Genomic DNA, 16,809 nt, shown 5'->3' with positions numbered 1-16,809 from the left:
CAATTAACCCTTGGATAGCGCTTTCAGCGCTTGCTTGATGCCGTCCGACACGCCGCTGCCGGCGGGCACGGTCTTCAGCGCCAGCAGGGCTTCCTTGTCGGAGTAGCCCAGCGCCAGCAGCGCGTTCAGGATATCAGATTGCGAGTCCGGCACGGCATGGCCGCCGCCGGCGCCGATGTCCGCGCCCAGCTTGCCCTTCAGTTCCAGCAGCAGGCGCTCGGCGGTCTTCTTGCCGATGCCGGGCACCTTGATCAGGCGGCCCGACTCCTGCAACGTCACCGCCTGCGCCAGGTCGGAGATCGACATGCCCGACAGGATCGACAGCGCGGTGCGCGCGCCGACGCCGGTGATCTTGATCAGTTGGCGGAACACGGCGCGCTCCTCGGCGTTGCCGAAGCCGAACAGCAGATGCGCGTCCTCGCGGATTGCCTGGTGCGTGAACAGCACCACTTTTTCGCCCACGCCGGGCAGGTTGTAGAAAGTGCTCATCGGCACATCGACTTCATAGCCGACGCCACCGCAGTCCACCAGCAGTTGCGGCGGATTTTTTTCAAGCAAAGTACCGGAGAGACGACCGATCATCGTGTTGTAGCCTATAAAAAAGAGGGATTAACCGACCAGGCGGCCGTTTTTCATGCGCAAGCCAGCCAGCGGACCGCGGGCGGCCGTCGTCGTGCCCCTGCCGGCGCCGGCGATCAGGGTCAGCGTTTCGCGGCTGTGGGCGTGGCAGATGGCGATGCCCAGCGCGTCGGCGGCGTCGGTGCCGGGCAGGCCGGGCAGCGACAGCAGCCGCGCCACCATGTCCTGCACCTGCGCCTTGACCGCGCGGCCGGTGCCCACCACCGCCTGCTTGACCTGGGTCGGCGAATATTCGGCCACGCTCAGCTGCGCCGACACCAGCGCGCAGATGGCCGCGCCACGCGCCTGGCCCAGCAGCAGGGTCGACTGCGGATTGACGTTGACGAACACCTGCTCGATGGCCGAGCAGTCGGGGTTGTAGAGCCGGGCCACTTCGGCCACGCCGTCCAGGATCACCTTCAGCCGCGCCGGCAGGTCGCCCTCGCCGCTCTTGATGGTGCCGGAGGCGATGTAGCGCAGCTTCGCACCCTGCTTGTGGATGACGCCAAAGCCGGTCGTGCGCAAGCCTGGGTCGATGCCGAGAATAATCATTGATGGATTGTATGCAGTAAAGAAAAAGCCCGCAAGCTTGCGGGCTTCTGAATAGTGAGGTTGCTGCAAAATGGGCGCAGCGAGGCGCGACGTCGAAGACAGTGCGAATGCACGGCGAGACGGCGCAACGAAGCTGCGGCCGTTTTGCAGCGACCGATTAGTGGCGGAAGTGACGGGTGCCGGTGTAGAGCATCACCACGCCGCGCTCGTCGGCCGCGTCGATCACTTCCTGGTCGCGCATCGAGCCGCCCGGATGGATCACGCAGGTCGCGCCGGCGTCCACCACCACGTCCAGGCCGTCGCGGAACGGGAAGAAGGCGTCCGACGCCACCACCGAACCGGCCAGCGACAGGCCGGCGTTCTGCGCCTTGATCGAGGCGATGCGGGCCGAGTCGATGCGGCTCATCTGGCCGGCGCCCACGCCCAGGGTCATGTTGTTGCCGCAGAAGACGATCGCGTTGGACTTGACGTACTTGGCCACGCGCCAGGCGAACATCAGATCCTGCAGCTGCTGCGGCGTAGGCTGCAGCTTGGACACCACTTTCAAATCGGCGATCAGCACGTTCTTGGAATCGGCCGACTGCACCAGCAAACCGCCGCCGACGCGCTTGAAGTCCATCGCATTGACGCCGTTGCCCAGCGGGATTTCCAGCAAACGCACGTTCTGCTTGGCCGACAGGATCTGCTTGGCTTCAGCCGAGAACGTCGGGGCGATCAGCACTTCGACGAACAGCTTGGCCAGTTCGGTCGCGGCAGCCGCGTCCACTTCCACGTTGAAGGCGATGATGCCGCCAAAAGCCGAGGTCGGATCGGTCTGCAGCGCGCGCTTGTAGGCCTCGACGGCATTGGCGCCCAGCGCCACGCCGCAAGGATTGGCGTGCTTGACGATCACGCAGGCGGCGCTGCGGTCGAAGCCGCCCATGCTCTTCACGCATTCCCACGCGGCATCGGCGTCGGCGATGTTGTTGAACGACAGTTCCTTACCCTGCAGCTGTTTGTAGTTGGCCAGCGCGCCTTCGGTCTTGACGATGTCGCGGTAGAACGCGGCCGACTGGTGCGGGTTCTCGCCGTAGCGCATGTCCTGCACTTTTTCAAACGCCACGTTCAGCGTTTTCGGATAGGCGTTGCGGCTGGCGTGGGCGCGGGTGGCGTCCAGGCTGGTCAGGTAGTTGGCGATGGCGCCGTCGTACTGCGCGGTGTGCGCGTAGACCTTGGTGGCCAGCGTGAAGCGGGTGTCGTAGCTGACGTAGCCGGGGGCGTTGTCGGTGGTCTTCATTTCCGCCAGCACCACGCCGTAGTCCGACGGGTCGCAGATGACAACCACGTCCTTGTGGTTCTTGGCGGCGGAACGCAGCATGGCCGGGCCGCCGATGTCGATGTTCTCGATCGCGTCTTCCAGCGTGCAGGTGTCCTTGGCGACGGTGGCCTGGAACGGGTACAGGTTGACCACGACCATGTCGATGGTCGGAATGTTGTGCTCTTCCAGCTTGGCCACGTGCTCGGGGAAGTCGCGGCGGGCCAGGATGCCGCCATGAACCTTCGGATGCAGCGTCTTGACGCGGCCATCCAGCATCTCCGGGAAACCGGTGTAGTCGGCAACTTCGGTCACTGCCACGCCGTTGTCGGCCAGCAGTTTGGCGGTGCCGCCGGTCGACAGGATGTTGACGCCCATGGCGGACAGCGCGCGGGCGAAGTCCAGCACACCGGTTTTGTCGGATACGGAGATGAGAGCTTGTTTAATCATGGCTATGAGAGGCTAGGTGGTTGAATATTCTGTATGTCGAGGCCGGCCAACAGCGGCCGTCCCCAGCCGCTCATGCCGGAAAAACGCGCGCTGTTTACAGCAGGCCGTGTTCTTGCAGTTTTTTGCGCAGCGTGTTGCGGTTGATGCCCAGCATCTGCGCGGCGTGCGACTGGTTGCCGTCGGCACGCGTCATGACTACTTCCAGTATCGGCTTTTCGACGGTCAGCACGACCATGTCGTAGATGTTCGATGCCTGCTGCTCGCCCAGGTCGTTGAAGTAATCTTCAAGGCTCTTCTGGACTACTTCCTGGATACTTTCTTTGCTCATTTTATGTCGTTCGCTCATTAAATCTGTTGACGCTGGTAAATCAACCCGGGGCTTGTGACCCTGGCGCTTACCCTTTTGATCTGACTTTTTTAGTGCTCTCTACACCGTCTCAGGCGGCTTGCAGTTCTTCCGCGAGGCGGTATTGTAACCGCTCGCCGTGACTCCACTGGGATTCGAAAAATTGATCAACGGCAATCAGCTGTTCTTCAGTGGATTCCAGCAGGTTCATTTTCTGACGGAATTCCTCGCCGCCGGCAAGGTCGCGCACGTACCAGCCGATGTGCTTGCGTGCGGTGCGCACGCCCAGGTAGTCGCCGTAAAAGGCGTAGTGGGCGCGCAGGTGTTCGTCCATCAACGCGCGCACCTCGTCGACGTACGGCGCCGGCAGATGGGTGCCGGTGCGCAGGTAATGGTCGATCTCGCGGAAGATCCACGGCCGGCCTTGCGCGGCGCGGCCGACCATGACGGCGTCGGCGCCCGTGTAGTCCAGGACAAACTTGGCTTTTTCCGGCGACGTGATGTCGCCGTTGGCCACCACCGGAATGGCCACCGAGCGCTTGACCGCCGCGATGGTGTCATACTCGGCGTCGCCGGTGTAGCCGTCGGCGCGGGTGCGGCCGTGCAGCGTCAGCATGGCGATGCCGGCGTCTTCCGCGATGCGCGCGATGTTCAGCGCGTTTTTATGGGATCGATTCCAGCCGGTGCGGAATTTCAACGTGACGGGAACGTCGACAGCGCCCACCACCGCATCGAGGATTTGCCTGACCAGCGCTTCGTCCTGCAGCAGCGCCGAGCCGCACCAGGCGTTGCACACTTTCTTGACCGGGCAGCCCATGTTGATATCGATGATCTGGGCGCCGCGCTCGACGTTGAAACGGGCGCAATCGGCCAGGTCCTGCGGGTCGGCGCCGGCGATCTGCACCGCTTTCGGCTCCATCTCGCCGGTGTGGTCGGTACGGCGCGAGCTTTTCTCGGTCGCCCACAAGCGCGGGTTCGAGGCCGCCATTTCCGACACCGCATAGCCCGCTCCCAGCTGTTTGCACAGCTGGCGGAATGGACGATCCGTGACGCCAGCCATGGGGGCGACGAAAACGTTGTTGCGCAGTAAATGAGGGCCGATTTGCACTGGCGATACCTGAACGGGAAGAAGGAACCCTCTATTTTAACCGAAGGGCTGCTCAAATAATAAGCACTATTTTTTATGAATCCGGCAAATGTGCAGCCTTGCCGTTATGAGTGACTATTTCCGTGCATAAATTTTCAGCGCGGTCGTCAGACTATATCGTCCAGGGCAGCCAGGCTCAGATGTTCGACTTCGCCCCAGCTGTCGAGCGACAATTTGCCGTCCGCCCAGCTGAAGCGGTTGATGCTGGCGTTCTTGACCTGGAAGTCGCGCGGGCTGTCCAGCGACATGCCGACGGCTTCGCGGTAGGCGCACTCCAGCACGCCGCCGTGGGCGACGATGGCGATGGTGCGGCCCGGATGGCGCGCCGCCCAGCCGGCGATGCCGGCGGTAGAGCGCTGGTAGAACTGGCGAAAGCTTTCCGCCTCGCGCGCGCCCGGCGGCATCACGGCATCGATATCGCGGGCTTGCCACAATGCGTACTCGGCCGGGTATTCGCGTTCGATGTCGGCATACAGCATGCCTTCGAACACGCCGTAGCAGCGCTCGCGCAACTGGGGATCGGTTTGCAGGCTCAGGCCATCGTAGTGGCCGGCCGCGGCCTGCGCGGTTTGCATCGCCCGCTGCAGGTCGCTGGACACCAGCACGTCGAGCTGCTCGCCGGCCAATGCCTGCGCCAGCGCCTCGGCCTGGCGTTCGCCTTCTTCATTGAGCGGGATGTCGGTGTGGCCCTGCAGGCGGCGCACGGCGTTCCAGGCCGTCTCGCCATGGCGGATCAGCAAAATGGTGGTGTTCTTCATGCAGTCTTTTTTCTCGACCGCCGCGCCAGCGCGGACAGTACCGGATTCAGGGTGTAGCTGCCGATCAGCTGGGCTTCGTCGATGATATGGCCGTGTATGGCGTTGAGCACGTCGACGCAGGTGAAGCGCCCTTCCAGCTCCAGCCGAGGAACGTCCAGCGCATAGATGCGGAAAACATAGTGGTGCACACGCTCATCGTTAAACGGCGGACAGGGGCCATCATACCCGTAATAGTCGCCGGCCATCGCCGGGTCGGCCGAAAACCATCCGCTGTAGTCGTTGATGCCCTGGCGCAGCCGCATGCCGTCCAATACGAATTCCGGCCCCGGCTTGCCGCGCGCGGTCACGCCGTCCGCCATGGCGCCCTCGGCAATGGACAACAGGCCGGCCGGGATATCGATCACGCTCCAGTGGAAGAAGTCGCCGCGCGGCAAGCCGGCGGCCAGCGTGCAATCGGCGCGGTTGACGTTGCTGGCATCCTGCGGCGCGTCGCCGTCTATGCACAGCAGGACCAGCGATTCCGTGCCGGCCGGCACATCGCGCCAGGCCAGGTGGGGATTGCGGTTGGCGGACAAACCGACCTGCCCGCCCGCATCCAGCGCGGCGAAGGCGTAGTCCGCGGGAATGGCGTCGCCATTGCGAAAACTGTCGCTCGAAAGTTTCATGTCCGTCTCCCCGCTATTTAGCGTTAGTTTGCAGCCAAAACGTCACCGGGCCGTCGTTGGTCAGCGAGACTTTCATGTCCGCGCCAAATTGGCCGGTTTGCACCACCGCATGCTTGAGGCGCGCCTGTTCGACAAAATAATTGAACAGGCGCAGGCCGTCGGCCGGCGCGGCGGCCGGCGTGAACGACGGACGCGTACCCGAGTTGGTATCGGCCGCCAGCGTGAACTGCGGCACCAGCAGCAAGCCGCCGGCCACGTCGGTGACGCTGCGGTTCATCTTGCCGGCCTCGTCCGCAAACACCCGGTAGCCCAGCAGCTTGGTCAGCAAGGCATCGGCCTCCCTCTCGGTGTCGTTGCGCTCGGCGCATACCAGCACCATCAAACCGGCGTCGATGGCGCCGACGGTAGCGCCGTCGACCACCACGCTGGCGCTGCTGACGCGCTGCAACAGCCCTATCATGCGGTCAGCGTCACGCGCGCGAACTTGCGCTTGCCCACTTGCAGCACAAAGGTGCCGGCATCGATCTTGACCGCCTTGTCGCTGATCACGGTGCCGTCGATGCGCACGCCGCCCTGGTCTATCATGCGGCCGGCCTCGGACACCGACGCGCACAGGCCCGCCGACTTCAGCAGTTGCTGGATGCCGGCCGGCGCGCCCGGCAGCGTGATTTCCGCCACATCGTCCGGGATGCCGCCCTTGGAGCGGTTGACGAAATCGTTCAGCGCCTCTTCGGCGGCGGCCTGCGAGTGGAAGCGGGCGACGATTTCCTGCGCCAGCGCCACCTTGGCGTCGCGCGGATTGGCGCCGCCGTCCACGGTCGCCTTCAGCGCGGCCAGGTCGGCGATCGAGCGGAACGACAGCAGCTCGTAATACTTCCACATCATCACGTCGGAAATGCTCATGATCTTGGCGAACATGGTGTTGGCCGGTTCGGTGATGCCGATGTAATTGTTCTTCGACTTGGACATCTTGTCGACGCCGTCCAGGCCTTCCAGCAGCGGCATCGTCAAAATGCACTGCGGCTCCTGGTCATAATCCTTCTGCAGCTCGCGGCCAACAAGCAAGTTAAATTTCTGGTCTGTTCCACCTAGCTCAAGGTCTGCCTTCAAAGCGACCGAATCGTAGCCTTGCATCAACGGATAGAGGAACTCATGGACGGCAATCGGTGTCCCATTCTTGAAGCGTTTGCTGAAATCGTCGCGTTCCATCATGCGCGCAACGGTGTAGTGCGAGGCCAGCTTGATCAGGCCGCGCGCGCCCAGCGGGTCGCACCACTCGGAGTTGTAGCGGATTTCGGTCCTGGCCGGATCCAGCACCAGCGAGGCTTGCTTGAAATAGGTCATGGCGTTTTGCTCGACCTGCTCGCGCGTCAGCGGCGGACGGGTGGCGTTGCGGCCGGACGGATCGCCGATCATGGAGGTGAAATCGCCGATCAGGAAAATCACCTGGTGGCCCAGGTCTTGCAGCTGGCGCATCTTGTTCAATACAACGGTGTGGCCAAGGTGCAGGTCGGGTGCGGTAGGATCCAGGCCCAGCTTGATGCGCAGCGGTACGCCGCTTTGCTCCGAGCGCGCCAGTTTCTGGGCGAACTCGCTTTCAATCAGCAACTCGTCGACACCGCGTTTGGTGATGGCGAGAGCCTCCAGGACGCTGTCGGTCAGCGGCAATGCTTTAGAGGGGGCCGGCGGTGTCGAAACAGTGGTAGTCATAATTTTTTGCGGTATTTTTCAGAAAAAGGTAGGCAGCCTCAGGAGTTTGATATAATCCTCGATCCATCAATCTTGCCGTACGAAAACGAACTTAAACAATAATTAGAAGAAATAAAACGTTCCTGAATAGTTCAAGCGGCAAATTTTAACTGATTGCATGAACCAAATACATAAATTCACGAGCTCACGCTTGTTCAATCTGCTAGGTTCTACGCGCAAGGCGCGCATCGTCAGCGCGTCTGCATTGTTTCTTGCAGTATGTGCGTTTGGTGCGGCCGGCGTAGCTCCGCTCGCCCCGGATGCTTCCGATTTGCCAGTCAAGTCGGTGCAGGAATCGGTGGCGCTGCCAGACCTCAGCTCGCAAATCAGCGCGCTGGAACAGCAATCCTCCAACGAACATTTCGTCCACGAAGAAAAGATCCGCGCCGGCGATACGCTGGCCGCATTGCTGAATCGTTTGGGTGTGGACGATGAGGCGGCCGAGAACTTTATCAAAAAAGATAAAGTCGCGAAAGGCGTCATGCAGCTGAAGACGGGCAAGCGCGTCCAGGCGCAGACCGACGACGAGGGCAACCTGCAATGGCTGCGCGCGGTGGTCGTCGACGGCAAGGACAATCCGGTCAAGAACATCAAGATCAGCCGCAAGGGCGACAACTTTGTCGCCGAGGAAGAAGCGGCCAAGCTGGAACGCCGCGTGGAAATGCACGCGCGCACCATCAGCTCGACCTTGTATGCGGCAACCGATTCGAGCGAAGACGGCACCAAGCTGCCGGACTCTATCGTCAAGCAGATCGTCGAGATGTTCTCGACCAGCATCGACTTTCGCGGCGACCTGAAACGGGGCGACCATTTTAATGTGGTGTACGAAACGTTCTGGCAGGATGGCGAGTTTGTGCGAGCGGGCCGCATCCTGGCCGGCGAGTTCACCAACAAGGGCACGACGTATCAGTCGGTCTGGTTCGAAGATCCACAAAGCAAGCAGGGCGGCGGCTACTACAGCTTCGACGGCAAAGCCCTCAAGAAAGCCTTCCTCAAATCCCCGGTTGAATTCTCCCGTATCTCTTCTGGCTTCGCGATGCGCGTGCATCCGATTTCGGGCCAGTGGAAAGCCCACAAAGGCATCGATTTCCCTGCACCGACCGGCACGCCGATCCGCGCTTCGGGCGACGGCGTCATCGATTTCGCCGGCACCCAGAACGGCTACGGCAATTTCGTCATGATCAAGCACTGGGCCAATTACACCACCGCCTACGCACACATGAGCCGCTTCGCGCCTGGCATCAAAAAAGGCAGCAAGGTCAGCCAGGGTGACGTGATCGGCTACGTCGGCACCACCGGCTGGTCGACCGGCGCGCACCTGCACTACGAGTTCCGCGTCGGCGGCGAAGCCAGGGACCCAAGCACCATGAACGTGCAAGCCCAGGCTCCGTTGACAGCGGCGGAAATGTCGCGCTTCAAAGCCTACGCTTCGGACATGTCGCACCGCTTCGCGCTGCTGCAACCGGGCGGCTCCGGCGGCACACGCGTCGCGGCGAAATAAACGCAACGTAAGACTTATCAAGACAGGTCGCTTCGGCGGCCTGTTTTTTTATGATGATGCGCCGCCGGGTTCGCTTCTTCCGTGCGACAACGCACGCAAGCTCAGGCAAAATACGTTTTTGAGCAATGGGGGGCTGCGATGGCGTTGTATATCGGTTTAATGTCCGGCACCAGCCTGGACGGCGTGGACGGCGCACTGGCGCAATTTGACGGCAACGCCATCAGCACGCTGGGCGCGGCCTACATCCCCTTCCCTCCCGCGTTGCGCGCCGAGCTGATGGCGCTGCAGGCGGCCGGACCCAACGAGATCGAACGCGAGGCATTGGCCGCCAACCAGTTGGCGCGGTTCTACGCCGATTGTGTGCAGGCATTGCTGGCCGAAGCCAGGCTGCAACCCAAGGATGTGCGCGCGGTGGCGGTCCATGGCCAGACCATCCGCCATCGCCCCGAGCTGGGCTTCACGCGCCAGACCAACAACCCCGCCCTGCTGGCCGAGCTGTGCGGCATCGACGTGATTGCCGACTTCCGCAGCCGCGACATCGCCGCCGGCGGCCAGGGCGCGCCGCTGGTGCCTGCCTTTCACCAAGCCTTGTTCGGCAAGGCCGGGCAGACGCGGGTGGTCGCCAACATCGGCGGCATCTCGAATATCAGCGTGCTGGCCGACGGCCACGTGACCGGTTTCGACACCGGCCCCGGCAACGTGCTGATGGATGCCTGGATAGGCCGCCACCAAGGCAAGGAATACGATCAGGACGGCGCCTGGGCGGCCAGCGGCAAGGAAATCCCGGGATTGCTGGCGAGCATGCTGGCGGAGCCGTATTTCGCGCTGCCGGCCCCCAAGAGCACCGGGCGCGACCTGTTCCATGCCGACTGGCTGGACAGGCAGCTGGCGGCGTTCCCGACCGCAGCGCCGGAAGACGTGCAGTGCACGCTGACCAGGCTGACCGCGCTGACGCTGGCGCAGGCGATACGGGCCTATGGCGGCGGCGCGGACGCGGTATATGTCTGCGGTGGCGGCGCCTACAACGGCGTGCTGATGAGCGAATTGGGCGCCGCGCTGGGCAAGCAGGTGCTGGTGGCGTCGACCCAGGCGCTGGGCGTGGCGCCCAACCGCGTGGAGGCGCTGGCGTTCGCCTGGCTGGGATACCGCTTCAGCGAGCGGCTGGCGGGCAACCTGCCGAGCGTAACGGGCGCCAGCGGCGACCGCGTGCTGGGCGCGCTATACCCCCGCTGAAAAAACAACGGCGGAGCAACCGAAGTTGTCCGCCGTGGTGTCCGCGTTGTGCGGAGTGAAACTTATACCGAGAACGACGATCCGCAGCCGCAGGTCGAGGTCGCGGTTGGATTCTTGATCACGAATTGCGCGCCTTCCAGGTCGTCCTTGTAGTCGATTTCCGCGCCGACCAGGTACTGGTAGCTCATCGAATCGATCAACAGCTGAACGCCGTTCTTGACCATGGTGGTGTCGTCTTCGTTGACGATTTCGTCAAACGTGAAGCCGTACTGGAAGCCGGAGCAGCCGCCACCCTGCACGAATACGCGCAGTTTCAGGTCTGGATTACCCTCTTCCTCGATCAGTTGGGCGACCTTTTCGGCCGCGCTATCGGTGAAGATGATAGGCGACGGGATTACATCTAGCGATTCGGCGACAGCATTCATTTCAGACTCCTACGTGAAAACATTTGGCCCATTATAGACCCTTGGCGTAAATTATGCTCCGGAGACCACCAAAAGGGGTTCCACGCCGGAACTGTCGCGATGGGTCAATTGCCCCAGCACCTGTGCGCCGCCGTGCATTTCCAAAACTTTGTAGCATACATCCCCAATGATGCGGGCTTTGGGCTGGATTTCAAGCAAGGCGGTGCTGATTACGCTGCCCTTGATCTCGCCATTGACCACCAGATGGTCGCAGCGCACCTCGCCCTCGATCCGGGCGTTCTCGCCAATCACCAGGTAGCTGGCATGGCCGGCCTCGGCAACCACATTGCCGAATACCTTGCCATCGATGCGCATGCCGCCGCGAAACAACAGATTACCGTCTACGCGGGTGGTGGCGCCGATCAGGCTGTCCATATCGGTCATGTGTGGCTTTCTGATTACAAAGTTGGGCGGAAATCCTTAATCTACTATCCCCTTCCGGCCACACTTTGATTTACGGCAGCAGCGCGATCTGCATCAGGCCGGTTGTCTCTTCCAGGCCAAACATCAAATTCATGCACTGCACAGCCTGGCCGGACGCGCCCTTGACCAGGTTGTCCTGCACCACCAGCACGATCACGGTGTTGCCGTTGTCCGGACGATGCAGCGCCAGGCGCAGCACGTTGGAACCGCGGGTGGAACGGGTTTCCGGATGCGAACCGAACGGCATCACATCGACGAACGGCGAATCTTTGTATTGCTCTTCGAACAAGGTTTGCAGCTGTTCATTGCTCACGTCCCGGGTCAGGCGGCCGTACAGGGTCGAGTGCATGCCGCGTATCATCGGCACCAGGTGCGGCGTGAAGACCAGGCCGACCTTGTCGGACGTGAACTTCTGCAGCTGGGCCGAGGTTTCCGGCGTGTGGCGGTGGCCGGCCACGCCGTAAGCCTTGAAGTTGTCGCTGGATTCGGAAAACAGTGTGCCGATCTCGGCCTTGCGGCCGGCGCCGGACACGCCGGATTTGCAGTCGGCGATCAGTCCGCCGGCGTCGATCAGGCCGGCCTTCAGCAGCGGATAGTAGCCCAGCTGCATGGTGGTCGGGTAGCAACCCGGATTGGCGACCAGGCGCGCGCCCTTGATGGCGTCGCGGTTCAGTTCGGCCAGGCCGTAGGCGGCCTCTTCCAGCAGATCCGGGCAGGTGTGCTCGATCTTGTACCATTTTTCAAAGACGGCCTTGTCCTTGATGCGGAAATCCGCCGCCAGGTCGATCACCTTGACGCCGGCCTTCAGCAACTCGGGCGCCTGCGCCATGGCCACGCCGTGCGGGGTGGCGAAGAACACCACGTCGCACAGGCTCAGGTCGGCCTTGTCCGGCGACGAAAAGGCGATGTCCACGCGGCCGCGCAGCGAAGGGAACATATCGGCAACCGGCAAGCCATCTTCCTTGCGCGACGTAATTGCCGTCAGCTGCACATCAGGGTGGACTGCCAACAGTCGCAGCAATTCCACTCCGGTGTATCCGGTGCCGCCGACGATGCCAACTTTGATCATGTTCTTTCCTTGAATGAGGTAATGCGTGGAGAAATGGCTGCCATTTTATCAGTCATAGGCTACAGGCGTATTACGTCTGAAAAACCCTTGACCAAATAGCAAAAAAGCCGCCCGGCACAAGGCCGGCGGCTTTTTTGAGGATGCGCCGCAAGCAGCGCACCACAGCGTAAAAATTAACGCTTCGAGAATTGCTTTGCGCGACGTGCTTTGCGCAGACCAACTTTTTTACGTTCAACTTCACGTGCATCGCGGGTAACGAAGCCGGCGCGTGCCAGATCGCCCTTCAGCGCTGCATCGTAGTCGATCAGGGCGCGGGTGATGCCGTGACGCACAGCACCTGCCTGGCCGGACTCGCCGCCGCCGTGAACGTTGACTTTGATGTCAAAACGCTCAACGTTGCCGGTCAGTTCCAGTGGTTGACGAATAACCATCAGGCCGGTTTCGCGGGAGAAGTACTCAGCCGCTGGCTTGCCGTTAACGATGATTTGGCCAGTGCCAACTTTGATAAACACACGAGCTACTGCACTCTTGCGACGGCCGGTGCCGTAATTGTAGTTACCGATCATGTCAGTTCCTTAGATTTCGAGTGCTTTAGGTTGCTGAGCAGCGTGCGGGTGCGAACCTTCAGCGTACACTTTCAGCTTCTTGATCATTGCGTAGCCCAGTGGGCCCTTCGGCAGCATGCCCTTGACGGCTTTTTCCAGAGCACGGCCTGGGAAACGCTGTTGCATTTTCAGGAAGTTGGTCTCATAGATGCCACCTGGGTAGCCCGAGTGACGGTAGTAGGTCTTCTCGGTTGCTTTGGTGCCGGTCACGCGCAGTTTGCCTGCGTTGATGATGACGATGAAATCGCCGGTATCGACGTGAGGAGTAAATTCTGGCTTGTGTTTGCCGCGCAGTCGGAGTGCCACTTCGCTGGCAACACGTCCGAGGACTTTGTCCGTCGCGTCAATCACGAACCAATCGCGCTGGACTTCGTGGCCCTTAGCGGAAAAAGTTTTCATGTTGACTTCCTAAATAATAAAACACGCTCAAATGGTGGTTCCGCCATTGCTTCAGCGGACTCGGCCTTCTTATTTACTTTCCTGAGCGAACGGAAAGCCGACAAGTATAAGCGGGAACCACCACCCGAGTCAAGCCGCAATTGGCTCGGAAGCCGCCTCCGCCGCGCCATAGCGGAAAACATTGACCACATTGAAAGTCGTGTCCGGCACGTACAGCCGCCCCTTGTCGGCGTAGATGAAGTACGGCATCCACACGCCGCCGGCGTCCGGATATTTCTTGAACACGGAGATGCCGGTCTCGTAGGTCAGCGTTTTTTCGCCGATGCGGAACACTTTCAGCGCCCGGTTGACCAGGTCGTTGACGATGAGGCGGTCGCCGTCGATGCAGACGCTGGCCGGCAGCATGAACTTTTCGTAGTCGACATCGACATCATCGCAATAGCCGAGAGTGCCGTAGCTCCACAGGCTGTTGCCTTCCCGGTCGAACACGCGCACGCAGTTGTTGAACTGGTCGCAGACGAACAGCCGGTCCTGGTCGTCGATGGCGATGTCGCACGGCGTGAAGTCGTTGTCTGACTCCCAGCGGAAGTTCTTGCGGAAGGCGACATAGCCGGTCGGCTGGATCTGCCACATCGAGATGCGATTGTTCAGCGAATCGGCGATATAGATCTCGCCCCGGCTGTTGACGGCGATGCCCTGCGGCGCCTTCAGCGTGCCCTCGCCGCCTATGCCCTCGCGGCCGAACGGCACGCCGTAGTTGATCAGGTAGCCGGCCGGGTTGAACTGGTACATGGCCACCGTGCACATATTGAAGTTGGTGACGAAGACGATCGGCGTGCCGGGGCATATCTGCCCCAGCGGCGGGGTGTGCGGGTAATACACATCCATCGCCAGGTCGCCCGGCACGAAGAAGCCGCGCATCATGTCCTGCAGCTGGTGGTAGGGATCGCTCTCCGTATTAAATGTTTTCATGCACCAGTTGCCGGAATCGATGTTCAGCGAGGTGCCGACCATGCGCGCCAGCGGATCGATGCCGGTGGCGGTCAGGAACTGGTCGTACCAGTACTTGTAGACGCTGGTGGTGACGCTGGCCCACTGGTCGAACCAGCTGCCGGCCACCGCTTCGCGCGGCACGGTGCGGCGCTCGCGCTTGAAGCCGATCACCGACGTCATGCAGTTGAACTGCGACGTCTCGCGCAGGCGGTTCTGGTCGTCGCGCCGGTGGCCGACCGATTCGATCAGCAGCGCATCCTCCTCGCCCTTGATGCGCGGGATGCGCACCTTGATGACGCTGGACGCGAACGGCTCGCTGATGAAATACACGTCCGGCTCGCCGTCCGCCGCGCAGATCTGGTACGGCCCGACGAACACCACGTCCTCCAGCGCGCCGTAGACGAAGTCGGAGACCGAATGCACCGGTTCTATCGAGTGGTTCCACAACGGCAGCAGGCCGCTGACCACGGTGACCTGCTCGCCTTCCAGGTTGTAGATGGCGATGGCGTTCTCGATATGGCCCGGCACGAACACGCGGTCGCCGATCACGCACACCGAGCGCATCACGTTGAACTTGCCGATACCGGTGGGCTTGCCGTGCTGGTGCAGCATCACCGTGTCGTGCGGCGCCTGCACCACCTCGTCGACGATGGGCCAGTCGGTGCTGATCTTCAGGATTTCGTAATGGCCGGTGTTGGCGATGTACAGGTTGCCGTTGCTGTCGCTGGCGATCCCTTGCGGCCACAACAGCTCGTGCGTGACCCCCGGACCGCCGACGTGGCGGAACTGGCTGACGTACTCGCCCTTCAGCGTGAACTTGACCACGCGGCTGGCCAGGTCGTCGGCCGTGTGGAAGAACTCGTCGCAGACATAGATGTAGTCGAAGCCGTCGCGCTCGCGCACCACGGTGACGCCGTTGGGGTCGGACAGCGGCAGGTAATCCTTGTCGCCCTCGCCGAAGGCGAAATCGAACCAAACCTCGTGCTCGTCGTAAGCGAAGGCGACCACGCGGCCATGCCCCATGTCGGTGCAAAACATGATTTGATAGGTGGGATGCGGACACACATGGAAGGGCATCAGCAGGCGCGGCGCGTCCGGCGTTGCCTCGCCTGGGCCTTCGATCACGTGCAGCAAGGTCGACAGGTCGGCGGAAAACACCAGCAGGCGGCTGTTGCCGGTATCGCACACCCAGAGCCGGCCGTAACTATCGGCATGCACGCCAACCGGGGAGTTCAGCGTGAAATCGTCGGCCAGCGGACCGGTGGGCGTAGTGCCCGGCACAGTCAGTTCACCGTAAGAGCAAAGGTATTTGAGGTCCTGAGTCATCGAAACGCTCCTTGATGTATGTCAAGAAATTATCAGGTCTATGCGGCGGCGCAGCAAGAGAAAAATCCTCATGCAAGCCACTCCCGTCGGAGTCCTTTACAATATGCGCAACGATATCCAATGGAGAATACGATGGAATGCAAAGTCAGCTGGAATGGCCCGTCGGGCATGAGTTTCTTGGCCCAGACCGGTTCCGGCCACATGGTCAACATGGATGGCGCGCCGGAAGGCGGCGGCCACAACCTGGCGCCGCGCCCGATGGAAATGGTCCTGCTCGGCACCGGCGGCTGCACGGCCTATGACGTGGTGCTGATTTTGAAGAAGGGCCGCGCCGACATCCGCGGCTGCGAGTGCACCTTGAAAGCCGACCGCGCCGACACCGACCCGAAGGTGTTCACCAAGATCAACTTCCACTTCACCGTGACCGGCAAGGACTTGAAGCCGGAGGCCGTCGAGCGCGCGATCACGCTGTCGCACGACAAATACTGCTCGGCATCCATCATGCTGGCCAAGACCGCCGAGATCACCCACTCGTTTGAAATTATTGATGTAGCTTAAATGTAGTAGGCGGTGCTGGTCATCACCTTGCCCATCACCGCCATCACCGCCTGCACCGGGGCCGGCGTCTGCGCGGCGCCCAGTTGCTGCGCCGCGGCGCCGTGCGCAATCTCATCTATCCGCATCTGATCGACAATCGCGCGCGACTTGGCGTCCTGCGGCGGCAGCTTGTCCAGATGGCGTTCCAAATGCGCCTCGACCTGGCGTTCCGTCTCCACCACAAAGCCGAGGCTGCGCGCATCGCCCAGCACGGCCGCTGCCGTGCCCAGCGCGTACGCGCCCGCATAGAACAGCGGATTCAGCACGCTGGTATGCGAATTCAGCTCGGCCAGGCGCTGCGCGGTCCACGCCAGGTGGTCCTCCTCTTCGCGGCTCGAATGCTCGAACTGCTGGCGGATCGCATCGGTGCGGGCAAAGCGCGCCTGCGCGTTGTACAAGGCTTGCGCGCACACTTCGCCCACGTGGTTGACCCGCATCAGGCCGGCGCTATGGCGTTGTTCGGCCTCGCTCAGCTCGCCATCGGCCGCGTGCAGCGCCGGCGTCGGCCTCGACGCCGAGGCAACGCCTGCAACCACGCGCAGCGCCTTGTCGACGCCGGTGATGAAACGGTCAAGCGGAGTGTGATGATGTGCGGCCATGAGCAAACCTGGATAGTTCAA

General features: G+C 61.8%; 19 protein-coding genes. 3 read left to right on the top strand and 16 right to left on the bottom strand.

Annotated elements, in window-relative coordinates; all coding sequences use genetic code 11:
* Positions 1-3: 3 nt before the first annotated feature.
* The 9 genes from ruvA to tyrS form a co-directional block, all read right to left on the bottom strand.
* Positions 4-582, bottom strand: coding sequence for a Holliday junction branch migration protein RuvA (gene ruvA / locus ACSQ3S_RS06105; RefSeq protein ID WP_176654786.1), 579 nt, complete (start codon positions 580-582; stop codon positions 4-6).
* 27 nt (positions 583-609) lie between these two features.
* Positions 610-1,170, bottom strand: a complete 561-nt coding sequence (gene ruvC / locus ACSQ3S_RS06100) for a crossover junction endodeoxyribonuclease RuvC (RefSeq protein WP_353399466.1) — start codon at positions 1,168-1,170, stop codon at positions 610-612.
* A 157-nt stretch (positions 1,171-1,327) separates the two neighbouring features.
* Positions 1,328-2,914, bottom strand: coding sequence for a bifunctional phosphoribosylaminoimidazolecarboxamide formyltransferase/IMP cyclohydrolase (gene purH, locus ACSQ3S_RS06095; protein WP_436141863.1), 1,587 nt, complete (start codon positions 2,912-2,914; stop codon positions 1,328-1,330).
* Between the two features lie 94 nt (positions 2,915-3,008).
* Entirely contained in the window at positions 3,009-3,242 is a 234-nt protein-coding gene (locus ACSQ3S_RS06090; RefSeq protein ID WP_008445162.1) for a helix-turn-helix domain-containing protein, read from the bottom strand.
* 109 nt (positions 3,243-3,351) lie between these two features.
* On the bottom strand, positions 3,352-4,368 hold the full coding sequence (dusB, locus tag ACSQ3S_RS06085) for a tRNA dihydrouridine synthase DusB (RefSeq protein ID WP_176654789.1): 1,017 nt from the start codon (positions 4,366-4,368) through the stop codon (positions 3,352-3,354).
* Positions 4,369-4,514: 146 nt separating this feature from the next.
* Positions 4,515-5,165 (bottom strand): histidine phosphatase family protein, encoded by a 651-nt coding sequence (locus tag ACSQ3S_RS06080; RefSeq protein WP_176654790.1) that lies wholly within the window; start codon positions 5,163-5,165, stop codon positions 4,515-4,517.
* Positions 5,162-5,830, bottom strand: coding sequence for a YbhB/YbcL family Raf kinase inhibitor-like protein (locus ACSQ3S_RS06075; protein WP_436141862.1), 669 nt, complete (start codon positions 5,828-5,830; stop codon positions 5,162-5,164). Before ACSQ3S_RS06075 ends, ACSQ3S_RS06080 begins: the two co-directional genes overlap by 4 nt.
* A gap of 13 nt (positions 5,831-5,843) precedes the next feature.
* Positions 5,844-6,290, bottom strand: coding sequence for a D-aminoacyl-tRNA deacylase (gene dtd / locus ACSQ3S_RS06070; protein WP_436141861.1), 447 nt, complete (start codon positions 6,288-6,290; stop codon positions 5,844-5,846).
* Positions 6,287-7,540: a tyrosine--tRNA ligase gene (gene tyrS / locus ACSQ3S_RS06065; RefSeq protein ID WP_436141860.1), complete on the bottom strand. Its 1,254-nt coding sequence runs from the start codon at positions 7,538-7,540 to the stop codon at positions 6,287-6,289. Before tyrS ends, dtd begins: the two co-directional genes overlap by 4 nt.
* A gap of 157 nt (positions 7,541-7,697) precedes the next feature.
* On the opposite strand from tyrS, the gene ACSQ3S_RS06060 reads away from it, so the two are divergent.
* Entirely contained in the window at positions 7,698-9,080 is a 1,383-nt protein-coding gene (locus tag ACSQ3S_RS06060; protein ID WP_176654794.1) for a M23 family metallopeptidase, read from the top strand.
* A gap of 138 nt (positions 9,081-9,218) precedes the next feature.
* The gene (locus ACSQ3S_RS06055; RefSeq protein WP_436141859.1) at positions 9,219-10,313 is read left to right on the top strand and encodes an anhydro-N-acetylmuramic acid kinase; all 1,095 of its coding nucleotides are present in this window, start codon (positions 9,219-9,221) and stop codon (positions 10,311-10,313) included.
* Positions 10,314-10,375: 62 nt separating this feature from the next.
* Here the strand turns inward: ACSQ3S_RS06055 and erpA are convergent, their stop codons facing one another.
* From erpA to ACSQ3S_RS06025, 6 genes are all read right to left on the bottom strand, one after another.
* Complete coding sequence (gene erpA, locus ACSQ3S_RS06050) at positions 10,376-10,738, bottom strand: iron-sulfur cluster insertion protein ErpA (RefSeq protein WP_008445143.1); 363 nt, start codon at positions 10,736-10,738, stop codon at positions 10,376-10,378.
* Positions 10,739-10,789: 51 nt separating this feature from the next.
* The gene (locus ACSQ3S_RS06045) at positions 10,790-11,161 is read right to left on the bottom strand and encodes a bactofilin family protein (RefSeq protein WP_176654796.1); all 372 of its coding nucleotides are present in this window, start codon (positions 11,159-11,161) and stop codon (positions 10,790-10,792) included.
* A 70-nt stretch (positions 11,162-11,231) separates the two neighbouring features.
* Positions 11,232-12,269: an N-acetyl-gamma-glutamyl-phosphate reductase gene (gene argC / locus ACSQ3S_RS06040; protein ID WP_436141858.1), complete on the bottom strand. Its 1,038-nt coding sequence runs from the start codon at positions 12,267-12,269 to the stop codon at positions 11,232-11,234.
* A 173-nt stretch (positions 12,270-12,442) separates the two neighbouring features.
* On the bottom strand, positions 12,443-12,835 hold the full coding sequence (gene rpsI / locus ACSQ3S_RS06035) for a 30S ribosomal protein S9 (RefSeq protein ID WP_008445137.1): 393 nt from the start codon (positions 12,833-12,835) through the stop codon (positions 12,443-12,445).
* A 9-nt stretch (positions 12,836-12,844) separates the two neighbouring features.
* Positions 12,845-13,273, bottom strand: coding sequence for a 50S ribosomal protein L13 (rplM, locus tag ACSQ3S_RS06030; RefSeq protein WP_056157909.1), 429 nt, complete (start codon positions 13,271-13,273; stop codon positions 12,845-12,847).
* A 129-nt stretch (positions 13,274-13,402) separates the two neighbouring features.
* Positions 13,403-15,592, bottom strand: coding sequence for an NHL repeat-containing protein (locus ACSQ3S_RS06025; protein ID WP_436141857.1), 2,190 nt, complete (start codon positions 15,590-15,592; stop codon positions 13,403-13,405).
* A 132-nt stretch (positions 15,593-15,724) separates the two neighbouring features.
* Between ACSQ3S_RS06025 and ACSQ3S_RS06020 the strand changes: the two genes are divergently transcribed.
* Positions 15,725-16,150 (top strand): OsmC family protein, encoded by a 426-nt coding sequence (locus ACSQ3S_RS06020; RefSeq protein ID WP_176654799.1) that lies wholly within the window; start codon positions 15,725-15,727, stop codon positions 16,148-16,150.
* Here ACSQ3S_RS06020 and coq7 read toward each other — a convergent pair.
* Positions 16,147-16,788 carry a 2-polyprenyl-3-methyl-6-methoxy-1,4-benzoquinone monooxygenase gene (gene coq7, locus ACSQ3S_RS06015; RefSeq protein WP_436141856.1) on the bottom strand — a complete coding sequence of 214 codons (642 nt, stop codon included), beginning with the start codon at positions 16,786-16,788 and terminating at the stop codon, positions 16,147-16,149. The genes ACSQ3S_RS06020 and coq7 overlap by 4 nt on opposite strands.
* Positions 16,789-16,809: the final 21 nt, after the last annotated feature.

Source organism: Duganella sp. LjRoot269, from assembly GCF_964254095.1.
Taxonomy (GTDB): Bacteria; Pseudomonadota; Gammaproteobacteria; order Burkholderiales; family Burkholderiaceae_D; genus Rugamonas; species Rugamonas hordei.
This window is presented reverse-complemented; position numbering and strand designations above follow the sequence as displayed.